The 18362-nt window shown below is 71.4% G+C and carries 15 protein-coding genes; 6 read left to right on the top strand and 9 right to left on the bottom strand.

The window, feature by feature from the left end; genetic code table 11:
* Window positions 1-87: 87 nt before the first annotated feature.
* Window positions 88-1698 carry an APC family permease gene (locus OG257_RS05250; protein ID WP_443054294.1) on the bottom strand — a complete coding sequence of 537 codons (1611 nt, stop codon included), beginning with the start codon at window positions 1696-1698 and terminating at the stop codon, window positions 88-90.
* Window positions 1695-3164, bottom strand: coding sequence for an aldehyde dehydrogenase family protein (locus OG257_RS05255; protein ID WP_329205155.1), 1470 nt, complete (start codon window positions 3162-3164; stop codon window positions 1695-1697). The genes OG257_RS05250 and OG257_RS05255 overlap by 4 nt, the downstream gene beginning before the upstream one ends.
* Window positions 3165-3386: 222 nt before the next feature.
* Here OG257_RS05255 and OG257_RS05260 point away from each other — a divergent pair, with 222 nt between their 5' ends.
* Window positions 3387-4706, top strand: a complete 1320-nt coding sequence (locus OG257_RS05260; protein ID WP_329205157.1) for a geranylgeranyl reductase family protein — start codon at window positions 3387-3389, stop codon at window positions 4704-4706.
* A 41-nt stretch (window positions 4707-4747) separates the two neighbouring features.
* Here the strand turns inward: OG257_RS05260 and aroQ are convergent, their stop codons facing one another.
* The 3 genes from aroQ to OG257_RS05275 all read right to left on the bottom strand — a co-directional run bounded on the left by aroQ (window position 4748) and on the right by OG257_RS05275 (window position 8181).
* Window positions 4748-5365: a gamma subclass chorismate mutase AroQ gene (aroQ, locus tag OG257_RS05265; protein ID WP_329205159.1), complete on the bottom strand. Its 618-nt coding sequence runs from the start codon at window positions 5363-5365 to the stop codon at window positions 4748-4750.
* A 94-nt stretch (window positions 5366-5459) separates the two neighbouring features.
* Window positions 5460-7571, bottom strand: coding sequence for an MMPL family transporter (locus tag OG257_RS05270; RefSeq protein ID WP_329205161.1), 2112 nt, complete (start codon window positions 7569-7571; stop codon window positions 5460-5462).
* 115 nt (window positions 7572-7686) lie between these two features.
* Window positions 7687-8181, bottom strand: coding sequence for a MarR family winged helix-turn-helix transcriptional regulator (locus tag OG257_RS05275; RefSeq protein WP_329205162.1), 495 nt, complete (start codon window positions 8179-8181; stop codon window positions 7687-7689).
* A gap of 177 nt (window positions 8182-8358) precedes the next feature.
* Between OG257_RS05275 and OG257_RS05280 the strand changes: the two genes are divergently transcribed.
* Together OG257_RS05280 and OG257_RS05285 are read left to right on the top strand one after the other, a co-directional pair.
* Window positions 8359-9861, top strand: a complete 1503-nt coding sequence (locus OG257_RS05280; protein WP_329205164.1) for an SDR family oxidoreductase — start codon at window positions 8359-8361, stop codon at window positions 9859-9861.
* Window positions 9858-11237 (top strand): cryptochrome/photolyase family protein, encoded by a 1380-nt coding sequence (locus tag OG257_RS05285; RefSeq protein WP_329205166.1) that lies wholly within the window; start codon window positions 9858-9860, stop codon window positions 11235-11237. Before OG257_RS05280 ends, OG257_RS05285 begins: the two co-directional genes overlap by 4 nt.
* Window positions 11238-11241: 4 nt before the next feature.
* On the opposite strand, the gene OG257_RS05290 is transcribed toward OG257_RS05285, so the two are convergent.
* Together OG257_RS05290 and OG257_RS05295 are read right to left on the bottom strand one after the other, a co-directional pair.
* On the bottom strand, window positions 11242-12084 hold the full coding sequence (locus tag OG257_RS05290) for a DUF1206 domain-containing protein (protein WP_329205167.1): 843 nt from the start codon (window positions 12082-12084) through the stop codon (window positions 11242-11244).
* A 59-nt stretch (window positions 12085-12143) separates the two neighbouring features.
* On the bottom strand, window positions 12144-12671 hold the full coding sequence (locus OG257_RS05295) for a DoxX family protein (RefSeq protein WP_329205169.1): 528 nt from the start codon (window positions 12669-12671) through the stop codon (window positions 12144-12146).
* A 228-nt stretch (window positions 12672-12899) separates the two neighbouring features.
* On the opposite strand from OG257_RS05295, the gene OG257_RS05300 reads away from it, so the two are divergent.
* Both OG257_RS05300 and OG257_RS05305 read left to right on the top strand, forming a co-directional pair.
* On the top strand, window positions 12900-14915 hold the full coding sequence (locus OG257_RS05300) for an NADPH-dependent 2,4-dienoyl-CoA reductase (protein WP_329205171.1): 2016 nt from the start codon (window positions 12900-12902) through the stop codon (window positions 14913-14915).
* Between the two features lie 33 nt (window positions 14916-14948).
* Complete coding sequence (locus tag OG257_RS05305) at window positions 14949-15506, top strand: PadR family transcriptional regulator (protein ID WP_329205173.1); 558 nt, start codon at window positions 14949-14951, stop codon at window positions 15504-15506.
* Between the two features lie 9 nt (window positions 15507-15515).
* Here the strand turns inward: OG257_RS05305 and OG257_RS05310 are convergent, their stop codons facing one another.
* Together OG257_RS05310 and OG257_RS05315 are read right to left on the bottom strand one after the other, a co-directional pair.
* Entirely contained in the window at window positions 15516-16610 is a 1095-nt protein-coding gene (locus OG257_RS05310) for a hypothetical protein (protein ID WP_329205174.1), read from the bottom strand.
* Window positions 16607-17464 (bottom strand): phosphatase PAP2 family protein, encoded by an 858-nt coding sequence (locus OG257_RS05315; RefSeq protein ID WP_383809613.1) that lies wholly within the window; start codon window positions 17462-17464, stop codon window positions 16607-16609. Before OG257_RS05315 ends, OG257_RS05310 begins: the two co-directional genes overlap by 4 nt.
* A 165-nt stretch (window positions 17465-17629) precedes the next feature.
* Between OG257_RS05315 and OG257_RS05320 the strand changes: the two genes are divergently transcribed.
* On the top strand, window positions 17630-18277 hold the full coding sequence (locus tag OG257_RS05320) for a TetR/AcrR family transcriptional regulator (RefSeq protein WP_329205179.1): 648 nt from the start codon (window positions 17630-17632) through the stop codon (window positions 18275-18277).
* Window positions 18278-18362 lie beyond the last annotated feature (85 nt).

Below are 18362 nucleotides of genomic sequence, written 5' to 3' on the forward strand. Positions count from 1 at the left end.
CATGGGGTGCGGGCGGCTCGGGTCTTTCGTTTGGATCAGGCCGGATCACGGACCCCCGCGAGCCCGGCGTGATCCGAACGAGAGGCCCTAGCCGCGCGGTGGCGCGGGCGGAGTCGGGTCGGGCACCTCGGTGCGGTGGGCCTCGAGTACGCCCGTCTTGTGCCGCTGCACGAACCAGTAGTAGGCGAAGCCGCCGAGCGCGACGACGCCGATGAAGAGGAACGCGCCCCAGCGCAGATACCAGTGCTGCGCCCCCGTCGCGTTGTAGACCTCGGCGCGCGGCCAGGCGAGGTTGAGCGACATGGCCGCTCCCCACAGCACGGCGATGATGTTGATGGGCAACCCGAACCTGCCGAGCGAGAAGCTGCCCTCGACGGGCTTCCAGGTGCCCCGCAGCCGGCGGATCAGCATGGGGGTCGTGACCATCAGATAGGCCAGATAGATCATGATGATCGCGATGCTCGTGATCACCGAGAAGATCTGCGGCTGGTTGACGTTGATCACCAGGATGATGACACCCACCACGCCGATGACGACGGCAGGCACCACCGGGGTCTGGAAGCGGGGGCTGACCCGGGCGAGGACCGAGCCCGCGGGAAGGTTGTTGTCGCGTGCCATGGCGAACATCAGCCGGATGCCCGCGGCCTGCACGGCCAGCACGCAGACGGTGATCGCGATGACCACGCACCACAGGAAGATCTCGCCGATGGTCGAACCGAGAACCTCCAGCACCACGTACTGCAGGCCGCCCGTCGACAGCTCCTTCGCGGCCAGGTCCGGCACCGACAGCAGCGCGAAGAGCAGGATCAGACCGCCGATGATGAATGACGCGACGAGCGCGCGCAGGATGGCGCGGGGCGCGTTGCGGGTCGGGTTGTGGGACTCCTCGCCGAGCGACGACGCCGTGTCGAATCCGTACATGACGTACGCGGACGCGAGCGAGGCGGTGAGGAAGGCGCCGAAGTAGCCGAGGGTCTGTCCCTCGCCGAGCCCGTATGTGTCCGTCAGGGCGGTGCTGGGACCCCGGGTGATGTGCGCCGCCAGAAAGATGATCAGGCCGACCGCGGCGATCAGCTCGATGAACACGCCCGCCGAGTTGATCCGGGCCATGAGCTGGACGCCGAAGGCGTTGACCAGGGTCGAGAAGAGGATCAGGACCGTGCCGAGGAGAACGGCGTTGGCCGCCGCGTCGTTCTTGCCGGTGCCGTCGCCCACGAACTGGAACCCGCTGTCGATCGCCGGGAGCGTGATCTGGTAGGCGAGCGCCACGGCCGAGAGCGTGACCATGGTGGCGGTCATCATCATCCAGCCGCCGAGCCAGCCGATGTGCGGGCCGCCCATGCTCTTGGCCCAGTTGTAGATCGAGCCGGCCACCGGGTAGCGGGCGGCGAGCTCGCAGAAGCACAGGGCGACCATCAGCTGGCCGGCGAAGACCATGGGCCAGGACCACCAGTAGGCCGGGCCGCCGAAGTTCACGCCGAAGTAGAACAGCTGGAAGGTGCCGGTCAGGATCGAGATGTAGCTGATCCCCGCGGCGAAGGTGTGGAAGTTGCCCAGGGTTCGCTTGAGTTCGGGCTTGTAGCCGAGCTCGTGGATCGAATCGTCGTCGTGGGTGCCGTCCGCCCTGGTGCCGGGGGGCGGCGTGCTGGTCGCGCCGGGACCTGTCGGGTCGGGGCCTGTCGGACTGGAATGACTCACTCGAACCACCTCTGCGGCCGGGCTGCGGTGTTGCGCCAGATGTGCTTGGCCTCCTGGTACTCCGCGAGACCGGCGGGGCCCAGCTCACGGCCGACGCCGGACTGCTTCATTCCGCCCCACTCGGCCTGCGGTACGTACGGATGGAAGTCGTTGATCCACACGGTCCCCGCGCGCAGGCCCGCGGCCACCCGGTGGGCGCGCTCGCCGTCCTGCGTCCAGACGGCCCCGGCCAGTCCGTAGACGGTGTCGTTCGCCAGGGCGACGGCCTCGCCCTCGTCCCGGAACCGCTCCACGGTCAGGACCGGGCCGAACGACTCCTCCCGTACGACCGTCATGTCCGGGGTGCACTCGTCGAGCACGGTCGGCAGGTAGTAGAAGCCGCTCTGCAGCGACGGGTCGTCCGGGCGGGCGCCGCCGCAGCGCAGTACGGCGCCCTCCGCCAGCCCCGCGGCCACGTACGCCTCGACCTTGTCGCGATGCGCGGCCGAGATCAGCGGCCCGCTGCGGGCGTCCTCGTCGAACGGCCCGCCGAGCCGGATGGCCCTGGCGCGCCGTACCAGCTCGTCGACGAACGTGTCGTGCAACTCGTCCTGGACGAGCAGCCGCGCACCGGCCGAGCAGACCTGCCCGGCGTGCAGGAACACCGCCATCAGCGCGTAGTCGACCGCGGTGTCGAACTCGGCGTCGGCGAACACGATGTTGGGGTTCTTGCCGCCCAGTTCGAGCGCGATCTTCTTCACGGTGGGTGCGGCCGCCGCCATGATGAGCCGGCCGGTGACCAGGCCGCCGGTGAAGGAGACCATGTCCACACGCGAGTCCTCGCTCAGCGGCGCGCCCGCGGTGGCTCCGGCGCCGAGCACCAGGTTCGCGACACCGGGCGGCAGTCCGGCCTCGGTGAGCGCCTTCATCAGGAGGATCGCGGTGTGCGGGGTCAGTTCACTGGGCTTGAGTACGAAGGTGTTGCCCGCGGCGAGCGCGGGGGCCACCTTCCAGGCCGTCTGCAGCAGCGGGTAGTTCCACGGCGTGATCAGCGAGCAGACGCCCACCGGTTCGTGGACCACTCTGCTGTCGATCCCCCGGTCACCCGTGTCGACGACGCGGTCGGTGCCGCCGGATGCGGCCAGGTTCCCGAAGTAGCGGAAACAGTTCGCGATGTCGTCCATGTCGTACTCGCTCTCCACGAGCCGCTTCCCCGTGTCCAGGGTCTCGGCTCTGGCGAACGCGTCCTTGTCCCGTTCCACCAGGTCGGCGACGCGAAGCAGCAGTCGGCCGCGATCGGCGGCGGGCGTACTCGGCCACGGCCCCCGGTCGAACGCCTCACGCGCCGCGGCCACTGCCGCGGCGGCGTCCTGCGGACCCGCCTCGTCGACGGTGGCGACCGGGGCTCCGTCGGCAGGGCAGCGGATCTCACGTGTTCCGCCCTCGATCGCGGCGCTCCATCGGCCGCCGATGAACAGATCGGGCATGCGTCCCTCCGGGCCCGCACGAGGAAGGGGAAGGAGATGTAGCCGACCGTGCTGAGCTCGACACCCAAAGTAAGCTCCCGTCGGCATGCTCGCGCGCCGAGCGGCGCCGTTGCCCCGCCCGGACGCCCGGGCCGTGTTCCGCACCGGCTCGTCCTGATCAATGATGAGGTGCCGGGCTGCCGTCCTCGGTACGGCACCGGCTGACCCAGGAAGGGGTTCCGCGTGCGGGAAACGAAGCCGGACCGGTCGGACGATCGCGCCGTCCACGGCTCGGACGAAGAAGCCGACGTGATCGTGGTGGGGGCGGGCCCCGCGGGCTCGTCCGCGGCCTTCCACCTCGCCCGGGCGGGTGTCGATGTCCTGCTCCTGGAGAAGGCCGAGTTCCCTCGGGAGAAGGTGTGCGGGGACGGCCTGACCCCGCGGGCGGTGCACCAGCTCATCCGGATGGGCGTCGACATCAAGGCTCCGGGATGGACGCGTTCACGCGGGATGCGCTGGGTGGCCGGGGAGCATCAGGTGCACATCGACTGGCCCGCTCTGGGGCGCTATCCGGACTTCGGCCTCTCGCGCAGTCGTCATGACTTCGACGACATCCTGGCCCGCCACGCCGTTGCCGCCGGAGCACGTCTGCGCAACGGGGTGAAGGTGACCCGGCCGGTGACCGACCGGGCCGGCCGCATCACCGGCGTCGGCGCCACGGCCGGGGACAAGCAGCAGATGGTCTTCCGCGCGCCGATCGTCATCGCCGCGGACGGTGCCTCCGCCCGCCTCGCCCTCGGTATGGGCCTGCAGCGGGACATGAACAGGCAGATCGCGACAGCTGCCCGCCGCTACTACCGCAGCCCGGAACGTTCCCAGGAGGAGTACCTGGAGTTGTGGGCGGATCTCCGCTTCCCGGGAAGCCGTCACTACCTGCCCGGGTACGGCTGGATCTTTCCCATGGGGGACGGCCGCGTCAACGTCGGGCTGGGTGCGCTGCCCCACCGGCGGCACGGCACCGCGGACCTGCGGGCCACGCTGGACGAATGGCTGGCCCGCACTCCGCCCGACTGGGGACTGCGTGAGGAGAATGCCGAGGGCCCCGTCCGGAGTGCGGCGCTTCCCCTGGGGTTCAACCGCCACCCGCTGTACACCCGCGGTCTTCTCCTCGTCGGCGACTCCGGAGGCATGATCAGCCCCTGGAACGGGGAGGGCATCGGCCAGGCGATGGAGGCCGGCGAAGTCGCAGCCGAGAGCGCGGCGCTGGCCCTCGCGCGTCCTCCGGGCCCGGGGCGGGAGCGGGTGCTGCACGGCTACCCGGTCGAGATGAACCGCCGCTGGGGCCGTTACTACCGTCTCGGCAACGCGGCCGCCGACATCGTCTTCAGCCGTTCGGGTTTCCAGCCGATCCTCAACCGCTACGTCATGGGATCACCCTTCCTGCTCAACACCTTGGCCCGGATGCTCACGAACCTCACGGACAAGCCCTCGCACGACGTGATCGACCATGTGCTCAACACCGTCGTCCGGCTGGTCCCCGCACCGAAGGTGCGCAGGCGCTGACCTCGTGCCCCGCGCGGCCGACGACGATCGCTCGCGGCCGGTCAGGCCGGGCCGGCGAACGGCCGCGAGCAGACGGAGCGCAGTGCGCGCGTCAGTGCCGTCGTGCGGAGGCGGTCGAAGTGCCGGTCGCGCTGTACGAGTGTCTGGGCAGCCCTGAGTGTGCCGACGCAGGAAGGGGCCGCGCGTGCTGCCACGGAGGCGGCGATCGCGTGGACCAGGCCGGCATTGACGCGGTTGATCTCCTCGCGCACTTCTGTGAGGTCGGGGCGGTCCGTCGGTGCGCCGGCGGGGTTCGCGTCCCAACTGCGGTGCAGAGCGCGCTGTACGAGCTTGTTCGCCTCGATCTGGTCCCGGAGGATCCGTACCGTCGCACCGGAATCGGCTCCCGCTTCACGGGCCTGCCGCGCCGCCGTGTCGAGGACCTGCTTCTCGCGGACCGGGTCGTCGACAGGGCTGCCCGTCCCCCATTTGGCGGCGGCGACGAGCTCGGCCGTGACGAGACGCCGGGCCGAGAGGTCGGCGAGCGGGCGGAGCCGGGCGAAGGTGTCCCCGCCGTGGCGCGCGCCGGCTGCGGGGGCTGTGGAGGCCGGGCCGGCGCAGACGGCGGCCGCGACCGCCCCCACGAACAGTAGGCGCCTTGCGTACGCGGTCGGTCGCATGGGCGGATCGTACGGTTCCGTGCCGGCCCGCCCGGCGTCACACGCCGGGCGGGCCGGGCTCCGCGCGGGGGCGGACACCTCCCCCACGCGGGTCTCAGGGCGCGCTGCGGTCCGCTGTCGCCTCCGGTTCCCGGCTCAGTGCGCCCGGCCACCACGCGACGCGTCCGATGTCCCTGACCAGGGCGGGCACCAGGAGCGAGCGGACGACCAGGGTGTCGAGCAGGACGCCGAAGGCGACGATGAACGCGATCTGGACCAGGAACGCGAGTGGGATCACGCCCAGGGCCGCGAAGGTGGCCGCCAGGACGACGCCGGCCGAGGTGATGACCCCGCCGGTGGTCGTCAGCCCGCGCAGCACGCCCTGCCGTGTGCCGTGGATCAGGGACTCCTCGCGGACCCGGGACATCAGGAAGATGTTGTAGTCGACCCCGAGGGCGACCAGGAAGACGAATCCGTACAACGGCACGGAGGAGTCCGTACCGCTGAATCCGAACACGTGCTGGAAGACCAGGGACGAGATCCCGAGGGTGGCCAGGAAGTTGAGTGCCACCGTCGCGACGAGGAGGAGCGGCATGAGCAGCGAGCGGAGGAGCCCGATCAGGATCACCAGAATGATCACGAGTACGACCGGCACGATGAGGGCGCGGTCCTGCTCGGCGGTCTTCTGGGTGTCGTACTGCTGCGCGGTGTAGCCGCCGACCAGCGCATCCGCGCCGGGCACCGCGTGCACCGCGTCGCGCAGGCGGGTGACGGTCTCCTTGGCGGCGTCGCTGTCGGCCGCGCTCTTCAGCGTGGCGTTGATACGGACCCGCCCGTCCACGACGAGCGGCGCACCCACTCCCGGCCGCCCGGAGACGGTCACCACGGAGACGTCCGCGACACCGGCGACCTGATCGGCGGCCTCGGTCACCTCCGCCGCCCGGCCGGCATCCGCGATCACCACGGCGGGATTGCCGGATCCGCCGGGGAAGTGCTTGCTCAGGGTCTGCTGGGCGGCGACGGAAGGTGCGTCGTTGACGAAGATCTCCTCGAGGGGCACCCCCTTCGAGTTGAGGGTCGGCATGAAAGCGGCGCAGGCGAGAAGGACGACCAGGGTGACGCCCCACACCTTGCGCGGGGCCCGGTCGACCAGGGCCGCGATCCGCGTCCAGATTCCCGCCGAACCCGATTCGGCTTCGCCCTTCTTCGGCCGGGCGGGCCAGTACGCGGTCCTGCCGAGCAGCACCAGTACGGCCGGCAGGAAGGTGAGCGTGCTCAGTACGGCGCACACGATGCCGATGGCGCCCACCGGCCCGAGCGCGCGGTTGTTGGTCAGGTCGCTGAGCAGGAGGGCGAGCAGCCCCAGGGCCACGGTGGCGGCACTGGCGACGATCGGTCCGGCGGACTCACGCAGTGCGGCACGCATCGCGGTCCACCGGTCGGAGTGGCGGCCCAGTTCCTCCCGGAACCGTGCGGTGAGGAGGAGGGCGTAGTCGGTGGCGGCGCCGATGACGAGGATCGACAGGATTCCCTGGACCTGGCCGTCGACCCGTACGAGGTCGTGGTCCGCGAGTACGTACACGATCGCGCAGGCCACACCGAGCGAGAAGACGGCTCCGACGATGATGACCAGCGGCAGCAGGACGCTCCGGTAGACGAGCAGCAGGATGACCAGCACGGTCACGAGGGCGACACCGAGCAGCAGTCCGTCGATTCCGGCGAAGGCTTCGGAGAGGTCTGCCTGGCTGGCCGCGGGGCCGGCGACCTGCGCACGGGTTCCGGGTACCCCGTCGGCCGCCTTCTGGATCTGCTCGACCGCGTCGGGGAGCTCGTCCCCCAGGCCGGATTCCAGCTGGACGATGCCTTCGAGCGCCTGGCCGTCCGCCGACGGCAGGGCCGGGGTCACCTCACCCGCCACCCCCGGCCCGCCGTTGAGCGAGTCCAGGGCGGCCGTTGCCGCCTGCCGCTGCTTCGGGCCGAGGTCCGCGCCGTCCTTGTCCGACGTCCAGACGACGATGGCCGGGACGGTCTCCTGCCGGCTGAACGCCTTCTGCTCCTCGACGACCCGGGTGGACTCGGCGCTCTGCGGGAGGAACGAGGCCTGGTCGTTCGTGGCCACCTCGCCGAGTTTCCCGGCGTACGAGCCGAACGCGCCGCCGACGGCGAGCCAGACGACGACGAGGAATACGGGGATCAGCCAGCGAACCGGCCTCGATGCGATGGGCATGGTGCTCCCGGGTCGGGGGAAAGTCTTTCAATCATCGAGTATCTCAATTATTGAAGCATATGGGTGCCCGGCTCCTACAGGGAGGCCGAAGACAGTCCGGCGGATGGGCGGGGGCTCAGCGCTGGGGGGCCTGCATACGGGCGAGTTCCGCGTTCATGCGGGCGAGGAAGCGGAGCGTGGCCGCCAGTTCTTCCGGATCGGAGGAACTGCGGGCCCCTGACGCGGCTTCGGCGAGGGGCATGAAGAACGAGCGAGCGGCCGCCTTGGCCGTGGGCTCGTAGTGCAGATGCACGACGCGCCGGTCGGCGCTGTCCCGCGAGCGACGGATGTGGCCGACGCGCTCCAGACGGTCCAGACACGCCGTCACCGCACCGGAGGTCAGACCGAGATGATCACGCAACCGGCCGGGAGTCATCGGAACATCGGCGTCCAGGATCGCCGCGAGCGCCTGGACATCCGTGGCGTGCAGGCCCTGGGTGTGCGCGAAGGCGTGCACCAGACGGTTGATCTCGCCGTTCATGCGACGCAGCTGCATCGCGAGGGCCTGGAGCTCCGCGACCCCCGACGCTCCCGTGCCTGATCCCTCGCGAGCGTCGTCTGCACTGTCCACCGCACCATACTAGGGCGCCCCCGGCCCGTACCTGATCGGCGCTTCCTGCGTTGTGCAGGCACGGGACCGGACACACCGGCCCGACGGCGCCCGTTCTCCCGGCCGGCCACCGACAAGCGGAACAGCCTGTGGGGGGACACCGTGGAAGCAGTACATCCGAGCCGGATCGGAGAGGTCATGGAGAGCAGGGACGACAACGGACTGCGGTGCCTGGTGACCGGCGCGACAGGGTACATCGGGGGCCGCCTCGTGCCCGAGCTCCTGGACGCGGGCCACACGGTCCGCTGTCTGGCACGGAGCCCGGAGAAGCTGCGGGACTATCCGTGGGCGGGCGAGGTCGAGGTCTCCAAGGGCGATGTGACCGACGCGGAGTCCGTCGCGGCCGCCATGCGGGGCATCGAGGTCGCCTACTACCTGGTGCACGCCCTGAGCAGCGGGGCGGGGTTCGAGGAGACGGACCGGAAGGCCGCCCGGATCTTCGGCGAGCAGGCGCGCGCCGCGGGCATCCGGCGCATCGTGTACCTGGGCGGGCTCACTCCGGCCGACGTCCCCGAGCAGGAGCTGTCGCCGCATCTGCGCTCGCGTGCCGAGGTCGGCCGCATCCTGCTCGACTCCGGTGTGCCGACGGCCGCGCTGCGTGCCGCTGTCATCATCGGCGCCGGTTCCGCCTCCTTCGAGATGCTGCGCTATCTCACCGAGCGACTGCCCGTGATGGTCACACCGAGCTGGGTGTCGACACGGATCCAGCCGATCGGGGTCCGGGACGTGCTGCGCTATCTCGTCGGCAGCGCGCGCATGCCGGCCGAGGTGAACCGCACCTTCGACATCTGCGGGCCCGACGTGATGACGTACCGGGCAATGATGGAGAAGTACGCCGAGGTGGCCGGACTGCCGCACCGGCTGATCCTCCCCGTCCCGATGCTGACGCCGAGACTGTCCAGCCACTGGATCGGGCTCGTCACCCCGGTCCCCGCCTCCATCGCCCGCCCGCTCGCGGAGTCCCTGCGGTACGAGGTCGTGTGCCACGAGCACGACATCGCCGACCATGTGCCGGACGGCGCCGGGCAGCCCTTCTCCTTCGACACGGCTCTCGGCCTCGCCCTGCAGAGGGTTCGCGAGGCCAGGGTGACGACCCGGTGGTCGTCCGCGTCCACCCCCGGCATCCCCAGCGACCCGCTGCCCACCGACCCCGACTGGGCGGGCGGCAGTCTGTACACGGATGTGCGGGAGCACGATGTGGACGCCTCGCCCGAGGCGCTGTGGCGGGTCGTCGAGGGAATCGGCGGTGACAACGGCTGGTACTCCTTCCCCCTGGCCTGGGCGGTGCGGGGCTGGCTGGACCGGCTGACGGGCGGTGTGGGACTGCGCCGGGGCCGGCGGGATGCGCAACGGCTCCGCGTCGGGGACTCGCTGGACTTCTGGCGGGTGGAGGAGATCGAGCCCGGCCGCCTCCTCCGGCTGCGCGCCGAGATGCGGCTGCCCGGTCTGGCCTGGCTGGAGATGTACGTCGAGGAGGGCGAGGGCGGCCGGTCCCACTACCGGCAGCGGGCCATCTTCCACCCGTCCGGACTGCTGGGACACGCGTACTGGTGGAGCGTGTCGCCGTTCCACGCGATCGTGTTCGGCGGGATGTCGCGCAACATCGCGCGGGCGGCGGGCAAGGACGGCGGTCCGCGATGAGCGTATCGGTGGTCCTGTTCACGTCCGATCTGCGTCTCCACGACCATCCGCCCCTGCACGCGGCCCTCGCGTCGGCCGACGAGGTGCTTCCGCTGTTCGTCCTGGACGAGGGCATCGAGGACGCCGGGTTCGGCGTCCCGAACCGGCGTGCGTTCCTCGCCGACTGCCTCCGGGACCTGGACTCGGGGCTCCGCGCCCGGGGCGGACGACTGGTGATCCGTTCGGGCGAGCCGGCCGAGGAGGTCTGCCGGATCGTCACGGAGACGGGTGCACGCGACGTTCACGTCGCGGCGGGCGTCAGCTCCCACGCGCAGAGCCGCGAGGAGCGGCTGCGGACGGCGCTCGGATCCCAGGGCTGCCGGCTGCACGTCCATGACGCGGTGATCACGGCGGTCGCGCCGGGCGCGGTGGTGCCCTCCGGAGGGGGCAAGGACCACTTCGCCGTCTTCACGCCGTACTTCCGCCGCTGGTCCGGGGCGCAGGTGCGGTCCCCCTTCGGGGCGCCGCGCACCGTTCGCGTACCGGAGGGTCCCGCGTCCGCTGAGGTGCCCTCGCGTGCCGGTCTCCCGGGGGTCTCGGCGGGACTGGCGGAGGGCGGGGAGAGCGAGGGCCGCAAACGATTCGCCGCATGGCGCCGCCACGGACTCGGACAGTACGAGACGCGCCACGACGATCTCGCGGGCGACGGCACCTCGCGGCTCTCCCCGCACCTGCACTTCGGCACGCTCTCCCCCACCGAGCTGGTCCACCGTGCACGCGCGGCGGGCGGTCCGGGCACGGATGCCTTCGTACGGCAGTTGTGCTGGCGGGACTTCCATCACCAGGTCCTGGCCGCCCGGCCGTCGGCTGCCCGCACCGACTACCGTTCGCAGCAAGACCGTTGGCGCACCGAGCGGTCGGCCGCGGACGAGATCACCGCCTGGCAGGAGGGCCGCACCGGTTATCCGGTGGTCGATGCCGCGATGCGCCAGCTGCGCCACGAGGGCTGGATGCACAACCGTGGGCGGCTGCTGACCGCGAGTTTCCTCGTCAAGACGCTGTACGTGGACTGGCGGATCGGCGCGCGCCACTTCCTGGATCTGCTGGTGGACGGGGACATCGCCAACAACCAGCTCAACTGGCAGTGGATGGCGGGTACGGGCACGGACAGTCGGCCCAACCGGGTGCTGAACCCGGTGCTGCAGGCCAAACGGTACGACCCGGACGGCGCGTACGTCCGCCGCTGGCTGCCCGAGCTGGCGGGGATCGACGGCGGTGCCGTTCACGAGCCGTGGAAGCTGCGGGCCGCGGAGCGCACCCGGTACGACTACCCGGAGCCGGTCGTCGGTCTGGCCGAGGGGCTGGCCCGGTTCAAGGACGCCCGCGGACTCGACTAGGTCTTCAGACCTTGCGCCAGCGGGCGTTGGCCCAGGAGAAGGCGCCGAAGGCGGCCAGGCCGAGCGCGATCAGTGCGAGCAGCCAGGGGCCGGCCGGAGTTTCGGTGAAGGAGCGCAGGGTGTCGTCCATGCCCTTGGCCCGGCCCGGTTCGTGCCGGACCGCGGCGGCGACGGCGAACCCGCCTGCCGTAGCGAAGACGATGCCGCGGACCGCGCCGCCGAACATGCCGGAGAAGTCGACGGCCCGGCGGACCTTCCGCGTCATCTCGGACATCTTCAGGTGCTTGCGGTACTTGCGGGTCACGGCCCGGAAGGCGATCCAGAGCCCCGCCCCGACGACGACGGCACCCGCGATCCCGACGATCCACTGGCCCCCGGTCCATTCCAGGGCCTTCGCCGTGACGTCGTCGGTCTGCCGGTCGCTCGATCCACTGCCGCTGCCCTGGTCGCCCGCCGCGTAGGAGAGCACGGAGTACGACACGAAGCCGTAGAAGAGGAAGCGGGCGGCGGCCATGGCGCGCTTGCCCGGCTTGTCACCGTCGGGGCCCGCCAGTCCGAAGAGCGCCTCGGACAGGCGCCACAGGGCCATCCCGGCCAGTGCCGCACCGAGCGCCCAGAGCAGGACGCTCCCGAAGGGCTTCTCGGCTATCTCGGCGATGGCGCCGCCGCGGTCCGCCTGCTTCCCGCCGCTGTCGGAGAAGGCGATGCGCAGGGCGAGCAGTCCGACCAGGAGGTAGATCACCCCGCGCGCGACGAACCCCGCCCGGGCGCCTGCGGCCACGGCCTTGCTGTTCGCGGCTCTTCGGGCGGTACGACGTCCGTCCGCCGACAACGCGTTTGTATTCATGAATTGCCGGTTGCCCCCGAAGCGGCGATCAATGCAGGCCCGGCGCCACGGACACGCCCCTACTCCTCCTCGGCGGCGGCCTCCACCTGCCCCTTGGCGCGCCGGCCCACGACGGCCGCGGCGCCCAGGGCGCTGCCGGCGAAGGCGAGGGCGAGCGTCCACGGCCGGTCGAGGACATGGTTGGTGACGTGGTCCAGGGAGTAGCGTCCGGCACCCGTCAGACCGATCGCGGCGGCGGTGAAGCCGAGGAACGCCGGGTATTCGTAGCCGCCGCCCATCGCGAAGAAGCCCGCGGGGGCGTGGACGGCGACGGCACCGGCCATCGTGCCGGCCGCGGCGGCTCCGGCGGCCGGGGTGGCGAGACCGAGGGCCAGCAGCACCCCGCCGCCGGCCTCGCCGAGGCCGGCGGCCACGGCGCTGTACTTCGGCGGGTGGAAGCCCATGGCCTCCATTCCCGCAGTGGTGCCCTCGATACCGCCGCCGCCGAACCAGCCGGCGAGCTTCTGGCTGCCGTGGGCGGCCAGCACGGCTCCCGTACCGACCCTGAGTATGAGAAGTCCGAGGTCACGCCGGTTGATGCAGGTCATGGGAGTCTCCCGTCGACGCGGAACGAGCGGAGGTGCGAAACCGTACGAATCCACTGTCGTCGGGCGCGGGCGGCGGGGTGCGGCAGTGCTGGGCCGTTCGGGGGCCGCCCGTGCGGGGGCTGCGCTCCGGGAGTCACCGAGTGCGACGCAGGTCATTGTGCAACTAGTTGCACAATGACGTTCCCCTCGTCTACAACTGGCACGACGACACTGTGCGAGGAGACCCGGATGAGCCCGTACCCCAACCTGCTGAGCCCGCTCGACCTCGGATTCACCACCCTGCCCAACCGGGTGCTGATGGGATCGATGCACATCGGTCTGGAGGAGGTCGAGCGCGGTTTCGAGCGGATGGCGGCCTTCTACGCGGCCCGCGCGCGCGGCGGCGTCGGCCTCATGGTCACCGGCGGTATCGCCCCCAGTGCCCGCGCCTGCTCCTTCCCCGGTGGCGCCAAGATGACGAACGAGGCCGAGGCGGCGCAGCACGCGGAGGTCACCGCGGCGGTGCACGCGGCGGGCGGCCGGATCGCGATGCAGATCCTGCACTTCGGGCGCTACGCACACCACCCCGACCTGGTCGCACCGAGCGCTCTCAAGGCGCCGATCAGCGGGTTCACCCCGCACGCCCTGACCGACGACGAGGTCGAGGAGACCATCGAGGACTTCGTGCGGGCCGCGGAACTGGCACAGCGCGCGGGCTACGACGGCGTCGAGATCATGGGCTCCGAGGGCTATCTGATCAACGAGTTCATCGTGGCCGCCACCAATCGCCGCGAGGACCGCTGGGGCGGCAGCTACGAGAACCGCATCCGGTTCCCCGTCGAGATCGTGCGCCGGGTACGCGAGCGGGTCGGCACCGACTTCATCCTCATCTACCGGCTCTCCATGCTGGACCTGGTGCCCGGAGGCTCCACCCTGGAGGAGGTCGTCCAGCTCGCCCGCGAGATCGAGGCGGCCGGCGCGACGATCATCAACACCGGCATCGGCTGGCACGAGGCACGCATTCCCACCATCGCGACGTCCGTGCCGCGCGGCGCCTTCACCTGGGTGACCGAGAAGGTGCGCGGCGCCGTCTCCGTACCGCTGGTGACCAGCAACCGCATCAACACCCCCGAGCTGGCCGAGGAGATCCTCGCCTCGGGCCGCGCGGACATGGTGTCGATGGCGCGGCCGTTCCTCGCCGACCCGGACTTCGTCGCCAAGGCGGCCGAGGGGCGTGCCGACGCGATCAACACCTGCATCGGCTGCAACCAGGCCTGCCTGGACCACATCTTCAGCCTGCAGATCACCTCCTGCCTGGTCAATCCGCGGGCCTGCCACGAGACCGAGCTGGTGCTCTCCCCGACCCGTACCCGCAAGCGTGTCGCCGTGGTCGGAGCAGGTCCCGCCGGTCTGGCGTGTGCGGTCACGTCCGCCGAGCGCGGGCACGCGGTGACGCTGTTCGACGCGGCCGACGAGATCGGCGGCCAGCTCAACGTGGCGCGCCGGGTGCCCGGCAAGGAGGAGTTCAACGAGACGCTGCGCTATTTCCGTACCCGGCTGGCCGAGGAGGGCGTCGAGCTCCGGCTGTCCACGCGTGCCGGCTCCGCCGAACTCGACGGCTACGACGAGATCGTCCTGGCGACCGGGGTCGAGCCCCGCTCCCCCGCGATCCCCGGCGTCGAGCACCCGAGTGTCGTCAGCTACCTGGACGTCCTGCGCGACGGGGCGCCGGTCGGCGACCGGGTCGCGGTCGTCGGGGCCGGCGGCATCGGCTTCGACGTCGCCGAGTTCCTCACCGACGGCGGGGACGCGGCAAGCCTGGACCCGGAGGTGTTCTTCCGGCAGTGGGGCGTGGACACCGACTACGCGGACCGCGGCGGACTGCGCGCCCCCGAGCGTCCCAAGTCGCCCCGCACGGTGCATCTGATCCAGCGCAAGGCGACCAAGGTCGGGGCCGGACTCGGCAAGACGACCGGCTGGATCCACCGCACCGAACTGCGCCACCGCGGCGTCACGATGATCGCGGGCGCCTCGTACGACCTCATCGACGACGAGGGCCTGCACCTCACCGTCGACGGGGAGCAGCACCTGCTCCCGGTCGACACCGTGGTCCTGTGCGCGGGCCAGGAACCGCGCCGTGAGCTGTACGAGGAGCTGCGTGCCGCAGGCCGTCCGGTGCATCTGATCGGCGGCGCCGATGTTGCCGCCGAACTGGACGCCAAGCGCGCGATCCGCCAGGGCACGGAGCTCGCCGCAGCGCTGTGACGGCCCGCTCCACCCCTCCTTAGGATGCACTCCATGTCCCTCCCGCACGCGATCCTCACCGCCCTGCTCGAGAAGCCTTCGTCGGGGCTGGAGCTGACCCGCAGGTTCGACCGGTCGATCGGGTACTTCTGGCCGTCGACGCATCAGCAGATCTATCGCGAGCTGGGGAAACTGGAGCAGGCCGGGCACATCCGGGTCCTGCCGTCGCCGCAGCCGGCCCGCGGGCAGAAGAAGGAGTACGAGGTCCTGCCCGCGGGCCGCGACGAGCTGACGGCCTGGGTGGCGGTGTCCGAGGACCCGCGCCCGGTCCGCGATCCGCTGCTGCTGCGGATGCGGGCGGCGGCAGTGGTCGGGGCCCCGGGGCTGGCCGGTGAGCTGCGCCGGCATCTCGCCCTGCACGAGCGGCAGCTGCGGGAGTACCTGGACATCGAGGAGCGGGACTTCCCGCCGGAGCGGACCGCGGACGAGGACACCCTGCGGCATCTGGTGCTGCGCGGGGGCATCGATCTGGAGACCTTCTGGACCGGCTGGCTGACCCGGGCCATCGGCGATCTGGACGGGCTCGGGACCGAGGACGACCCGGCTGTGTGAAGCCGGGCCCTACGGGCCGCCGACCGATGTCCTGACGGGTTCGGGCCTCAGCCCGACCGGGTGGGCGGCCCGCGGGCCGCCGATGACCTGACTGCCCGTGCCGGGGCTGCCGCCGACCGGGCTGCTCGGTACCGGGCTGCTCGGTACCGGGCCGCTCTGTACCGGGCTGCTGTTCACCGTGCTCGTGCCGACCGGGCTCGTGACGGGCGGCCTGCTCGCGATCGACGCGCTGCCGGTGACGACCCGCGACGGCGTGTCCGCACCGGACGGGCCGGGTGCGGTCCGCTGCTGGGCGCGGCTGAGCAGAATCACGCCCCGCACCGCGGCCGCCGTGCCGAGGAGTGCCGGGACCAGGCCGGTCACGCCGCTCTGCAGGCGTTCGCCCAGCAGAGCCAGGCCGATCACGGCGGCGGCGATCGGGTTGGCGAGGGTGACCACGGCGAGCGGGGCGCCGAGGCCGCCCCGGTACGCGGTCTGGGACAGCAGCAGGCCGCCCATGGCGAACACGGAGATGAGCAGAGCCACCGTCACCAGCCGCCAGCTGAGCAGCGGACCGGTGTGGTCGGTGGCCGCGACCGTGAGCGTCTGGGTGAGCGCGGAAGCCACGCCCGAGGTGATGCCGGATGCCGCAGCGTGCCGGAGGCCCGGACGGGCGCCGGGACGGCTGAGGCCGGCGACCAGCGCCATCGTCACGGCGGAGACGGCGAGGGCCTCGGGCAGGCTGAGCGTGTCGTGCGGCCCTGCGCCTCCCGCGGCCGTCAGCAGGGCGCCGAGACCGAGCAGGGTGAGGAGCGTGCCGCGCCACTCCGTAGGGCTGACCCTGCGACCGGCGGCACGGGCTCCGAGCGGAACGGCCGCGACGAGGGTGAGCGCGCCGAGCGGCTGGACGAGCGTCAGAGGTCCGTACTTGAGCGCGGCGACGTGCAGCAGCGCCCCGCCGGCGTTCAGGCTGACCGCCGACCACCAGGCACCCCGACCCATCAGGCGCAGCACTCCGGCGGACGGTTCGGTACGGCCTGCGAGGCGCGCCTGCGCCACCGCGGCTGCGGCGTAGGCGGCCGCGGAGACGAGTGACAGCGCGACGGCGACGAGTGTGGCGTTCATCGCGGTGCTCCGGATCGTGCGTACGGCCCGGACGCGGATGCGTACGCGGGGCTCGGGACGGGCGAGGGCAGGTAGGGCCCGTCCGCGGGGATCCCGGCGGAGGGCCACGGCAGGTGCGCGCGGACGGGTGCGGGACGCGGCAGCCGGATCGCCGCGAGGACCACGGCGAGCAGTGCTGAGACCACGATCGCGTCGAGCCAGTAGTGGTTGGCCGTGCCCACGATGACGAGCAGGGTGACGAGCGGGTGGAGCAGCCACAGCAGGCGCCACCGGGAGCGGGTGGCGACGATCAGTCCGACGGCGACCGTCAGCGCCCATCCGAAGTGCAGGGAGGGCATCGCGGCGAACTGGTTGGCCATCGAGTCGGTCGAGGGCGTGGCCCCGTACACCGTCGGGCCGTACACCTGTCCGGTGTCGACGAGAGCCGCGGCGTCCAGCATCCGCGGCGGTGCGAGCGGGAAGAGCACATGCAGCGCGAGCGCGGCACCGGTGAGCACGGCGAGTATGCGGCGCGACCACACGTAGTGGATCGGCCGCCGCCAGTACAGCCAGACCAGGAACAGCAGGGTGACCGGGAAGTGCACGGTCACGTAGTAGGTGTTCGCCGCCTGCACGAGCGTCTGGCTGTGGAGCAGCACGCCCTGCACGACCCCTTCACCGGGGAGGTGCAGTGCCCGCTCGAGGTCCCAGACGTCCCCGGCGTTGCGGTAGGCCTCCTCGACGTGTCCGTTCGCGGCCTGCCGGCCGAGTTTGTAGACGAGGAAGAGTCCTGCGACCAGAAGAAGCTCGCGGACGAGGGGCGGTCGGGCAGAGGTGTCCGGCTCCCGGTCCGCAGGCTTGCTGCGGGTGTGCATCACCCGTGCCCCTTTGCTGACGAAGCGCTGTTACGGCGGCATGGTCGAGTCCATGCCGTATCGATACGCCAGTGTACCGATACGTTTGCGTATCGGTACACTGGCGTATCGATACACTGGGGTGCAGAGGGTCCTCGTCGCAAAGCCGCAGAGAGGGAAAAGCGCATGTCGTCGCCCGGTTCCACACCGTCGGCCGGTTCCGCACAGGAGCAGGCACCCACGTCGCGCCGGTCCAAGATCACACCGGAGCGGGCGCACGAGCTCTACACGGCCGTGCTGGACCTGCTCCGGGAGAGCGGCTACGAATCGCTGACCATGGAGGGCGTCGCCTCACGCACCCGGTGCGGCAAGTCGACCCTGTACCGGCAGTGGGGATCCAAGCCGGAGCTGGTCGTCGCCGCCCTGCACGGCACTCGCAGGCCGGTGCTCGCGGACATCGACACCGGCACCCTGAGCGGCGACCTGCACGCGGCCGCCCAGGCCGTCTGCACGGCGTCCGACCGCGACTCCACCCTCGTACACGCACTCGGCCACGCCGCGCTCCAGAGCCCCGACCTGCTGTGCGCTCTGCGCGAGGCACTGATCGCACCGTCGATCGCCGCCATCGACGACATGGTCCGGCGCGCCGTCGACCGCGGCGAGATCGCCGCGGACAACCCCGCGGCGGAGTACGTCGCCGCACAGATCCTGGGCATCATGCGCGCCCGGCCGCTGCTGGAGGGACGGTACGCGGACGACGCGTTCGTCACCCGCTTCATCGAGTGCGCCGTCCTTCCCGCACTCCGGATCCCGGCGGCCCCGCCCCGGACCTGATGAACGTGGGCCGTCGTCCGAGCGGATGACGACGGTCCGCCCGCGCCGCACCGTGGGGACGGGGGTGGCGCGCAAACCGGCCGGT

It is taken from the genome of Streptomyces sp. NBC_00683 (assembly GCF_036226745.1).
Lineage (GTDB): Bacteria > Actinomycetota > Actinomycetes > Streptomycetales > Streptomycetaceae > Streptomyces.